The sequence below is a fragment of the Methylobacterium sp. B1 genome (genome assembly GCF_000333255.1).
GTDB lineage: Bacteria > Pseudomonadota > Alphaproteobacteria > Rhizobiales > Beijerinckiaceae > Methylobacterium > Methylobacterium fujisawaense.
On the sequence record NZ_BACT01000026.1, the window covers coordinates 1 to 10723 of the forward strand.

General features: G+C 70.8%; 8 protein-coding genes. 1 reads left to right on the top strand and 7 read right to left on the bottom strand.

The genetic code is table 11. The features are described 5' to 3' along the window. Positions 1–148: 148 nt before the first annotated feature. On the top strand, positions 149–868 hold the full coding sequence (locus tag I53_RS35640) for a CatB-related O-acetyltransferase (protein ID WP_043345613.1): 720 nt from the start codon (positions 149–151) through the stop codon (positions 866–868). 66 nt (positions 869–934) lie between these two features. Here the strand turns inward: I53_RS35640 and I53_RS00800 are convergent, their stop codons facing one another. The 7 genes from I53_RS00800 to uvrA form a co-directional block, all read right to left on the bottom strand. Next, positions 935–2137 (bottom strand): Zn-dependent hydrolase, encoded by a 1203-nt coding sequence (locus I53_RS00800; protein ID WP_043345615.1) that lies wholly within the window; start codon positions 2135–2137, stop codon positions 935–937. A gap of 49 nt (positions 2138–2186) precedes the next feature. Continuing rightward, positions 2187–3614: a methylenetetrahydrofolate--tRNA-(uracil(54)-C(5))-methyltransferase (FADH(2)-oxidizing) TrmFO gene (gene trmFO / locus I53_RS00805; protein WP_043345618.1), complete on the bottom strand. Its 1428-nt coding sequence runs from the start codon at positions 3612–3614 to the stop codon at positions 2187–2189. 76 nt (positions 3615–3690) lie between these two features. Further along, the gene (locus tag I53_RS30710; RefSeq protein ID WP_012318555.1) at positions 3691–3837 is read right to left on the bottom strand and encodes a DUF1127 domain-containing protein; all 147 of its coding nucleotides are present in this window, start codon (positions 3835–3837) and stop codon (positions 3691–3693) included. Between the two features lie 283 nt (positions 3838–4120). Continuing rightward, positions 4121–4390, bottom strand: a complete 270-nt coding sequence (locus I53_RS00810; RefSeq protein ID WP_043345620.1) for a GCG_CRPN prefix-to-repeats domain-containing protein — start codon at positions 4388–4390, stop codon at positions 4121–4123. A gap of 188 nt (positions 4391–4578) precedes the next feature. Beyond that, positions 4579–5553 (bottom strand): S1C family serine protease, encoded by a 975-nt coding sequence (locus tag I53_RS00815; protein ID WP_043345622.1) that lies wholly within the window; start codon positions 5551–5553, stop codon positions 4579–4581. Between the two features lie 265 nt (positions 5554–5818). Beyond that, positions 5819–6799 carry a transporter gene (locus I53_RS00820; protein WP_043345625.1) on the bottom strand — a complete coding sequence of 327 codons (981 nt, stop codon included), beginning with the start codon at positions 6797–6799 and terminating at the stop codon, positions 5819–5821. A gap of 679 nt (positions 6800–7478) precedes the next feature. Continuing rightward, positions 7479–10598, bottom strand: coding sequence for an excinuclease ABC subunit UvrA (gene uvrA / locus I53_RS00825; RefSeq protein ID WP_043345627.1), 3120 nt, complete (start codon positions 10596–10598; stop codon positions 7479–7481). Positions 10599–10723 lie beyond the last annotated feature (125 nt).

Genomic DNA, 10723 nt, shown 5'->3' on the forward strand with positions numbered 1-10723 from the left:
ACCGGCTGCTCGCCCTCGACGTCTCGGATGCGGGGCGATTCTCCGGACCGATCCGGGCCGCCGTCTACGGCGACCTGCTGCACGATTATTATGGCCTGGACCCGGCACCGGCCGGGTCGGAACGCCGCCGCATCGACGAGGACGCCGCATGATCTCCGTCAACGAGGACATGAAGCAGGAGATGCTGCGGCGCGGCATCTCGGTGCTGCATCCGGCTCCGTTCGGACTGCCGGAGGACTGCACCTTCGAGCCACCGTGCAGCATCAAGTGGATGGGCATCGATTACTGCCTCACCATGGGAGCCTTCTCGTACGCGGTGAGCGGCTACTATTTCGGCGCGGACATCGCCCGCTACTGCTCGATCGGCGAGAGCGTCCAGGTCGGGCGCGGCAGCCACCCGGTCCATTGCGGCTCGACCTCGCCGCTGTTCTACACGCACCACTCGGCGGTGTTCGACCGCCTGGACCCGCGGGCGGAGGATTACGAGATCTGCGGCCCCTATCTGTGGCCCAAGCGCGTGCGCATCGGCAACGACGTCTATATCGGCCACGGCGCCTTCCTGATGCCCGACATCACGATCGGCGACGGGGCGATCATCGGCGCCATGGCGGTGGTGACCAAGGACGTGCCGCCCTACGCGATCGTGGCCGGCAGCCCGGCCCGGATCGTGAAGATGCGCTTCCCCGACGCGCTGATCGAGCGCTACCTGAAGGTGCAGTGGTGGCGCTACGCCTTCTGGGACCTGCGCCAGTGCTCGATCACCGACCCGGAGAAATTCCTCGACGCCGTGGAGGAGCGGATCGCCGGCGGGATGCAGGAATACCGGCCGGACCTGATCCCGATCCAGTCGCTGCTGCCGGGCGCCTGAGGTCCGGGGCGCCGCGACGGCCCGTTCCCTCCGGCCGATCGGCAGAGAGCCCGGGGCACGGTACGCTCACCCCGCCAGCACCCGGGCGGCCGCGTCTCCGAGCGCCCGCACCCCGAGGGCGAGGTCGGCGTCGCTCGTATCCTCCGCCCAATGGTGGCTGATGCCGCCGATCGAGGGCACGAACAGCATCGCGGCCGGCAGGATCCGGGCGACGTTCTGCGCGTCGTGTCCGGCCCCCGAGGGCATCACCTGCCATCCGCCGGGGCAGACCCGCTCGGCGGCCTCCGAGAGGGCGCGCATCAGGTCCGGGTCGCAAGGGGCGGGGATCGCCTTGGAGAGAGCCGTCAGCGTCGCCGGGCAGCGCTCGCGCCGGTTCGATTCGCGCACCAGCGCCTCCAGGCAGGCCTCCATCCGCTCCAGCACCGGCATCGCCACGTCGCGGAACTGGAAGAACACCTCCGCCCGGCCCGGGATGATGCTGAAGCCGCCGGGATCCAGGGTGATCCGCCCGGTGGTCCAGGTGCTGCGCGGGCCGCAGACCTTCGGAAACGCCTGGTCGATCGCCGCCAGGAGCCGCACCGCCGAGAGGCCCGCGTCCCGGCGCTCCGCCATGGTGGTGCCGCCGGCATGGTCCTGGTTGCCCTCGAACACGATCCGGAACTGCCAGATCGCCACGATGCCGCTCACCACGCCGAGATGCAGGCCGGCGGATTCGAGCTGCGTGCCCTGCTCGATATGCATCTCCAGGAAGCCGCGGTAGCGGCCCGGATCGAGCCGCATCCGGGGCAGGCCGGCCAGGCCCGCGGCTTCGAGCGCCGCGCGCAGGGGGGTGCCGTCGGTGCGGTTGCGGGCTTCGTCGATCTCGGCCTCGGTCAGGTCGCCGATCGCCGAGCGGCTGCCCAGGAAACCGCCGGAGAAATGCCCCTCCTCGTCCGCGAAGGCGACGACGTCGACGGGCAGGCCGGCCCGGGCCAGCGCCACCCCGGCCACGACCCCGAGCGCCCCGTCGAGCCAGCCGGCCTCGTTCTGGGTCTCGATATGGCTGCCGACCAGGAGATGCGGGCCGGGGCCGCGGTGGCGCCCCAGCACGTTGCCGATCCCGTCGATGGAGGCCGCGAGCCCGCAGGCCTCCAGCTTGGCCATCAGCCAGCGGCGGGATTCCATGTCCTCGGGCGAGAAGGTCGTCCGGTGGACGCCAGTGCGGAACCGGCCGATCTCGCGCAGGGCGTACAGGTCGGCCAGGAAGGCGCGGGTGTCGATCTCGATCATGCGGGGCCCGGATGCTGGAGGGCGCCCCCTGCAAGCCGCATGCGCCTTCCTATTCCGCCGCCGCAGGTCTCCAGTCCGCCGGCTGCGTCCCCGCCATCCAGGCGGCGAGGTCGGTCCGGGCCCGGTCGGTGAGCGCGCGCTTCTTCAGCGCGGCCTTCTCGGGCCCGCGCAGGCGCCGGCCGGTCTCGTTGCGGGGGGCCTGCGCGAGCGGCGGGAACAGGCCGAAATTGACGTTCATCGGCTGGAACGAGCGCGGGGCGTTGGCCTCGCCGTCCGCCGCGACGTGGCCGCCGGTGATGTGGGCGATGAGCGCGCCGAGGGCCGTCGTCTGGGGCAGGGGGGCGAGGGGCCGGCCGGCCGCCTCGGCGACGGCGAAGCGGCCGGCCATCAGCCCGACCGCGGCACTCTCCACGTAGCCCTCGCAGCCGGTGATCTGGCCGGCGAAGCGCAAGGCGGGCCGGGCCTTCAGCCGGAGGGTGGCGTCGAGGAGGCGCGGGCTGTCGAGATAGGTGTTGCGGTGCAGGCCCCCGAGGCGGGCGAACTCGGCCCGCTCCAGGCCGGGGATCGTGCGGAAGATCCGGACCTGCTCGGCATAGGTCAGCTTCGTCTGGAAGCCGACCATGTTGTAGAGGGTGCCCAGCGCGTTGTCCTGGCGCAGCTGCACGATCGCGCAGGGCTTGACCAGCGGGTCCCGCGGGTTGGTGAGCCCCACGGGCTTCATCGGGCCGTGGCGCAGGGTCTCGGGCCCGCGCTCGGCCATCACTTCGACGGGCAGGCAGCCGTCGAAATAGGGCGTGCCCTCCCATTGCTTGAACCCGATCTTCTCGCCCGCCACGAGGGCGGCCACGAAGGCGTCGTACTGCTCCCGGTTCATCGGGCAGTTCAGATAGTCGGCCCCCGTGCCGCCCGGCCCCGGCTTGTCGTAGCGGGACTGGAACCACGCCACCTCCATGTCGATCGAGTCGCGGTGGACGATGGGCGCGATGGCGTCGAAGAAGGCGAGGGATTCGGCCCCGGTAAGCCCCCGGATCCCCTCGGCGAGGGCGGGTGCGGTGAGCGGGCCGGTGGCGACGATGCAGGGGCCCCACGCCTCCGGCGGCAGCCCCTCGACCTCCCCGCGGACCAGGGTCACGTTGGGGTGCTGCTCCAGGGTCCGGGTCACCGCCGCGGAGAACCCCTCCCGGTCGACCGCCAGCGCCCCGCCCGCCGGCACTTGGTTGGCGTCGGCCGCCCGCATGATCAGCGAGCCGAGCGTGCGCATCTCCTGATGCAGCAGCCCGACCGCGTTGCCCTCCGGGTCGTCCGACCGGAAGGAATTCGAGCAGACGAGCTCGGCGAGCCCGTCGGTCTGATGGGCCTCGGTGCCGCGCACGGGGCGCATCTCGTGGAGCACGGCGCGATGGCCGGCCTCGGCCACCTGCCAGGCGGCCTCGGATCCGGCGAGGCCGCCGCCGACGATATGGATGGTCTGTGTCATGCCTGAAAATAGCGAAGGACCGCCGCCCGGATCAACGGGCAACGGTCCTTCACGGCGTTCGGCTCGGACGCTGGGATCAAACGCGGGCGACGCCGCGGATCTCGCTGCGGTTGATGCCGAGATCGGCCAAGTCGCGGTCCGACAGGCGGGACAGCTGGGAAACGGTGTCGCGGTACCGGAGATAGGCGCGGACGCGGCTCAGGACGCTACGGGCGGCGGACATGGTGTGCTGTGACCTCTGTTCGAGCAGACGACGGCGCCTCATTGCGCATCGCTGCCTCTTGTTGGTGCAACGCACATATAATCCCGCCGCAGCGCAGCAGGAGTCACAAGGTCAAGCACCAGACCTGCGGAAAGTGCATACCGGGCTTAAGAAACCGGCAAGGTTTCCAAATGGTCATTCTTTGTGCGCATGCAGGCCCCGGAAAGCCTCCCACAACGCGCGACGGGCGCCCCGCCGGTCGGCGGGACGCCCGTCATGCCGTTCGAATCGCCCGGCGCGAGGCTCAGTAGAACGGGCGCGGCCCGTAGAAGCCGTAGGGCCGGTAGAACGGCCGCGGCCGGTAATAGCCGCCATAGCCACCATAGTAGATCGGCCGCCGCCAGTATCCGTAGGGCCGGGGCCCCCAGTTCGGCCGGCAGATGCCCCAGGGATTCGGGTGGAAGCCGGGGCCGCAGCCCCCGGCCGCCTCGGCGGTGCCCGCGAGCCCGAGGCCGCCGGCGATCGCGGCGGCCATCACGAGCGCCTTCGCGCGCGGTGCGCTCAGAACCGTCATGACTGGATCTCCTCAACGCTTCCGGCGGATCGGGAGCCGGTCGTTGCAGATTCGACGCCGCCACCTGAACAGTCGCTGAGCCGTAAGTTGTGCCCGGTACAGGCCCAAGACGGCACCCAAGACGGCACCCAAGACGGCACCCGCGGCGACGCCGCCCGGAGCGCGACGGCTGCGCGCTCCGGGCGGCCTCAGTGCAGCGAGGGCGTGCGCAGGAACCGCTCCCGGTCTCCGGAGACGAGGGCGAGCTTCACGCCGCGCCCCTCGCGGCGGACCGTGAGGGGCACCCGCACCCCGGCCTCGCCGAGCGCCCAGACGCTGCGGAACAGGGCGGCGAGATCGGCCACCGGCTCGCCGGCCACCGCCTCGATCACGTCGCCGGCCTGGAGGCCGCCGGTCTCGGCCGGACCGTTATCGGCGAGGCCCATCACCACGATGCCCTCCTCGCTCTCGGTGGCGTAGAGGCCGAGCCAGGGGCGCGGCGGCCGGTTGGCCCGCCCGCGCGTGGCGAGGTCCTCGAGGATCGGCGTCAGCAGGTCGATGGGCACCACCATGTTGATCGGCCGCGCCGCGCCGGCGCCGCCCTGCTGCAGCTGCAGCGAGCCGATGCCGAGCAGGTCGCCCTGGGGACCGATCAGCGCGGTGCCGCCCCAATGCGGGTGCGCGGGGGCGGTGAACAGCGCCTCGTCGAGGACGTATTCCCAGTAGCCGGCGAATTCCTGCCGGGCCACGACCTCGACGGCGACGCAGCGCTGGCGCCCGCCCGCCCCCGCCAGCACGGCCCGGTCGCCGGTCTTCAGCCCGGCCGAGCGGCCGAGCGGGAGGGCCGGCACGCCGAGATCGCCGAGCGCCTGGACCAGGCCGAAGCCCGTGGCGGCGTCGAAGCCGAGGACGTGGCCGGGCACCGAGCGGCCGTCCCGGGTGGTGAGCCAGACGCTCTCGGCCTCGGTGACGAGGTAGCCGATGGTGAGCACGAGACCGTCCTCGCGGATCACCACGCCGTTGCCGGCGCGCTCGGTGCCGAGCGTCTCGGCGGTGAACGCGCTCTCCGGGATCCGCGCCGACAGGGCCAGCACGGCCGAGAGCGCCCGGTCGAGGTCGTAGCCGTAATCCGCGGGCCTGGGCTGGGCCTGCGCGGGGATCTTCCACTCGCCCTGCGTCGCCATGACTTTCCTTCGGCTCGTCCGCCTGCGCTCCGGTCGGCGCCGGAGCCGCGCCATCGGCACACCATAGGATGTCAGCGCCGCCCGCGTCACCCGCGGTCGGTTGCGACCCATGGAACGGGCCCGTTCGGGGCGGCCCGCGGCGGGGCCGGCACAACAAAAAACCGCCCGGCGGTGCCGGGCGGCGCGCCGTCCCGGAGGACGGCCTGTCGGAGATCCGGGCGCCCCCGCCGCGCGGCGGCGGGGAGCCCGGTGTCTCGGGTTGGTCTCAGTACTTGCGGACCAGGGCCGCCGGGACCGGCGAGGCGGCCGGGGCCGGCGAGTAGAGCGGCACGATGAACCGGATCCAGCCGTCGGTGGAGTAGTTGTCGCGGGTGCGGCCGAAGGCGTTGGTGTACTGCGCGCCGGTCACGACGTCGCGGGCGACGTAGGCCTGGACGGTGAAGATCTTAAAGTCGTAGCCGACGAGGCCGCCGATGGCGAAGCGGCCGCGGTTGCCGGCCGCCGCGCTGGCCTGGCTGATGTCGAAGTTGTAGGTGCCGTAGGCGATCGGGCCGATCTCGAAGTTGCCGAACTTCTTCGTCGCGGTGAGGTCGAAGTTCAGGGCGTCCGAGAGGCGGATCGGGCCGATGGCGGCGCCGACCTGGCCGGGGAAGCGGCCGGGCGAGTCGTAGATGTTGGCGGTCAGGTTGGCGGTGATGTTCCAGCCGTCACCGGTGTAGCTGCCGGCGATGCCGAAGCGGTAGGTGTTGGAGGAGAGCTGCGGCAGGACCGGGGTGGCCGTCGTGCCGTTCGCGGTGATGATCGAGCCGCGGTCGCCGTTCAGGTCGTTCAGGTAGGCGCCGCCGAGCAAGCTGACGCCGAAGTTGTTGCCGAGGTCGAAGGCCCAGATGCCGCCGACGAAGGTGCCGACGTTGATCGAGATGTCCTTGTTGCGCACGCCCGCCGGGTTGCGGGTGAAGGCGAACACGGTCGGGGGCGCCACGAGCAGCTCGACGCGGCCGCCGAACGGCACGAACGGGGTCGACCAGACCAGGACCGGGATGTTGACGGCCGTGTCGGGCGAGTTTGGCGCGTCGGTGCGGCGGTAGGTGAACGTGTTGATCGCGTAGAGGCCTTCCGGCAGCGGCGCGCCGACGGCGAGGCCGACCTGCTCGCCGGGAACCGTGGTGGTCTGCGCCTGCGCGATCGTCGAGGTCATGCCGACCGTGAGCGCGACCGCGCCGGCCGCGAGCCAGTTCTTCATCATTTTCTCATTCCTTCCCAAGGTCCCACGGCATCCGTCCCGCATTCGGCACTTCCTTGCCGGTCTGCTCGCCAATCGCGGCTGCCGGCTTCGGACCTACCGAGCGCCCCCACGGAGCCTGCCCGTCTCAACGTCTGCGACTATTCTACAGAGACCTGCGGAAAGACAGTGGAATGCTCGCCGAAACGCCACAACCGGCTGAACCGTTGCGCAAAAGCCGCATTTTTGCGGCGATGCAACACTGTCCACAGACCCGGCCCAAACGGGGGGTCCGGCAAAATATCGTTGAATGGTCAAGCTGTTGTCGCGCCGGGGCACGGGAGAATCCGGCAAGGCCGGGGAGGTGATCGGGCAGGCCGCCGGGCGGGCCGCCCGGCCGGGATCCGGACCGGAATCCGGCTTCGAACCGGCCCGCGGCTGGCCCGAACCGGCGCCCCGCGGCTCGAATCACCGCCCGGCCGGGCGGATATGCGGACGGCACCGGGCAGAAACTGCCGCGCCGGTCCGAACCGCCTGCCTCGTCCCGTCGGGCTCGCGGATTCGCGCGGCCCCGGAGGGGCCGATCCTCCGGGGCCGCGCGTCCCGCCCGTCCTGTGTGGGGGAGGGCCCGCGGCCGGCCCTGTCGCCGGTGCGTCCGAGGCCGCCGCTTACCCGGAAGGTTTGGCCCGGAAGGTTTGGCGCGCTACTCGGCGGCGCGGCCTCGGCGCGCGGGCGCCGCGGGGCGCCGCTCCAGCACCTCGCGCAGGAACCGGCCGGTATGGCTGGCCTTGGAGCGGGCGATCTCTTCCGGCGTGCCCTGCGCCACGACCCGGCCGCCGCCGTCGCCGCCCTCGGGACCCATGTCGATCACCCAGTCGGCGGTCTTGATCACTTCGAGGTTGTGCTCGATCACCACCACGGTGTTGCCCTGGTCGACCAGCTCGTGGAGCACCTCCATGAGCTTGGCGACGTCGTGGAAGTGCAGGCCGGTGGTCGGCTCGTCGAGGATGTAGAGGGTGCGCCCCGTGGCGCGCTTCGACAGCTCCTTGGAGAGCTTCACCCGCTGCGCCTCGCCCCCCGACAGGGTCGTGGCCTGCTGACCGACATGGACGTAGTGCAGGCCGACCCGCTTCAGGGTCTCGAGCTTGTCGCGGATCGCCGGCACCGCCTTGAACAGCTCGGCCGCCTCCTCGACGGTGGAATCGAGCACGTCGGCGATGGACTTGGCCCGGTACTTCACCTCCAGGGTCTCGCGGTCGTAGCGCTTGCCCTTGCAGACGTCGCAGGTGACGTAGACGTCCGGCAGGAAGTGCATCTCGATCTTGATGACGCCGTCGCCCGAGCACGCCTCGCAGCGCCCGCCCTTGACGTTGAACGAGAAGCGGCCGGGCTGGTAGCCCCGTGCCTTGGCCTCCGGCAGGCCCGCGAACCAGTCGCGGATCGGCGTGAAGGCGCCGATATAGGTGGCGGGGTTCGAGCGCGGCGTGCGCCCGATCGGCGACTGGTCGATGTCGATGACCTTGTCGAGGTGCTCCAGCCCCTCCAGCCGTCCGTAGGGGGCCGGGTGCTCCAGGGCGCCGTTCAGCTTCTTGGCGATCGCCTTGTAGAGGGTGTCGATCACCAGGGTGGACTTGCCGCCCCCCGAGACGCCGGTGATGCAGGTGAAGGTGCCGAGCGGGATCTCGACATCGACATCCTTCAGATTGTTGCCCCGGGCGCCGAACAGGCCGAGCTTGCCCTTGCGGCCTTTTCGGCGCGCGGTGGGCGTCCGGACTGCCATCTCGCCCGTGAGGTATTTCGCGGTGAGCGAGGCCGGGTTGGCCAGGACCTCGGCGGGAGTGCCCTGCGCGATGATCTCGCCGCCATGGATACCGGCGCCCGGGCCGACATCGACCACGTAATCGGCCTGCAGGATCGCGTCCTCGTCGTGCTCGACCACGATCACCGAATTGCCGAGGTCGCGCAGGCGCTTGAGCGTGCCGAGCAGCCGCTCGTTGTCGCGCTGGTGCAGGCCGATCGACGGCTCGTCCAGGACGTAGAGCACGCCGGTGAGGCCGGAGCCGATCTGCGAGGCCAGCCGGATGCGCTGGCTCTCGCCGCCCGAGAGGGAGCCGGAGCCGCGGGCGAGCGTCAGGTATTCGAGGCCGACATCCACCAGGAAGCTCAGCCGGTCGCGGATTTCCTTGAGAATTCTGACCGCGATGGCGTTCTGCTTCGCCGTCAGCTTCTCCGGCAGCTCCGAGAACCAGCGATGCGCCTCACTGACTGAGAGGGCCGTGACATCGGCAATGTCGGCCATGGCGACCTTCACGGCGAGCGCCTCGGGCTTCAGCCGCTTGCCGCCGCAGGCGGCGCAGGGCGTCTCGCTCATGAAGCGCCCGATCTCCTCCCGGACGGCGTCCGAGTCGCTCTCCTTGTAGCGGCGCTCCAGGTTCGGGATCACGCCCTCGAAGGGCTTGTTGACCGTGTATTTGCGCAACCCGTCGTCGTAGGCGAAGCGGATCGCCTGCTTGCCCGAGCCGTACAGCACGATGGCACGGGCCGTCTCCGACAGGCTCTGCCACGGGACGCTGGTCTTGAAGCCGAAATGCTCGGCCAGCGCCTCCAGGGTCTGGCCGTAATAGGGCGAGGTCGACTTCGCCCAGGGACCGACGGCGCCGCGCTTCAGGCTCAAGCCGGGGTCCGAGATCACCAACTCGGGGTCGATCCGCATCTCGTGGCCGATGCCGCTGCAGGTCGGGCAGGCGCCGAACGGGTTGTTGAACGAGAACAGCCGGGGCTCGATCTCCGCGATGGTGAAGCCCGAGACCGGGCAGGCGAAGCGCGACGAGAAGGTGATGGTCCGGGGCGTCTCGCCCTCGGGGGCATCCGCGAACACGACCTCCGCGATGCCATCGGCCAGCTCCAGGGCCGTCTCGAAGGACTCGGCCAGCCGCGAGCCGATATCGGCCCGGACCACGATGCGGTCGACCACCACGTCGATGTCGTGCTTGAACTTCTTGTCGAGCTTGGGCACGTCGTCGATGGCGTAGTATTCGCCGTTCACGCGCAGGCGCTGGAAGCCCTTCTTCTGGTACTCGGCGATTTCTTTGCGGTACTCGCCCTTGCGTCCGCGGACCACGGGGGCCAGCAGGTAGAGCCGGGTCTTCTCCGGCAATTCCAGCACCCGGTCGACCATCTGCTGGACGGTCTGGCTCTCGATCGGCAGGCCGGTGGCCGGCGAGTAGGGGATGCCGACCCGCGCCCAGAGCAGGCGCATGTAGTCGTAGATCTCGGTGACCGTCCCGACGGTGGAGCGGGGGTTCTTGGAGGTGGTCTTCTGCTCGATGGAGATCGCCGGCGACAGCCCGTCGATCTGGTCGACGTCGGGCTTCGACATCATCTCCAGGAACTGGCGGGCATAGGCCGAGAGCGACTCGACGTAGCGGCGCTGCCCCTCGGCGTAGATCGTGTCGAAGGCCAGCGACGACTTGCCCGAGCCCGACAGCCCGGTGAACACCACGAGCTTGTCCCGGGGGATCGTCAGGTCGACGTTCTTGAGGTTGTGCTCCCGGGCCCCCCGGACCGCGATGACCCGCCGGTCATGGGCGCTCGCCGGCGCGGCGTCGAACAGGGCCGCCAGCTTGGCGTCGATCGCGGCCTCGGCAGCCGCCCCAGGGCGGGCGGGCTTTTCGGACTTCGCGCGGGCCGGCTTGGGTTGCGGGGCCGGGGCGGCGGTGGCGGCTTTCGGAGCCTTGGACGCCGTCTGCGCGGCGGCTGTCGGGGCAGCTTGGGCGGCGCCGGCGCGGCTTGCGGCACGACTTCCAGCTTGGGCTTTGGCCATGAGGGCGGCGGTCTTTCGAGGCGTCGACGCAGTCGGATCGGATCCGGATCGGATTCGCGCGCGGGCCAGCCGCCGCTCCGACACATGTCGAGCCCGAGGGGGCCGACGGCAAGGTGGGGCCGGCG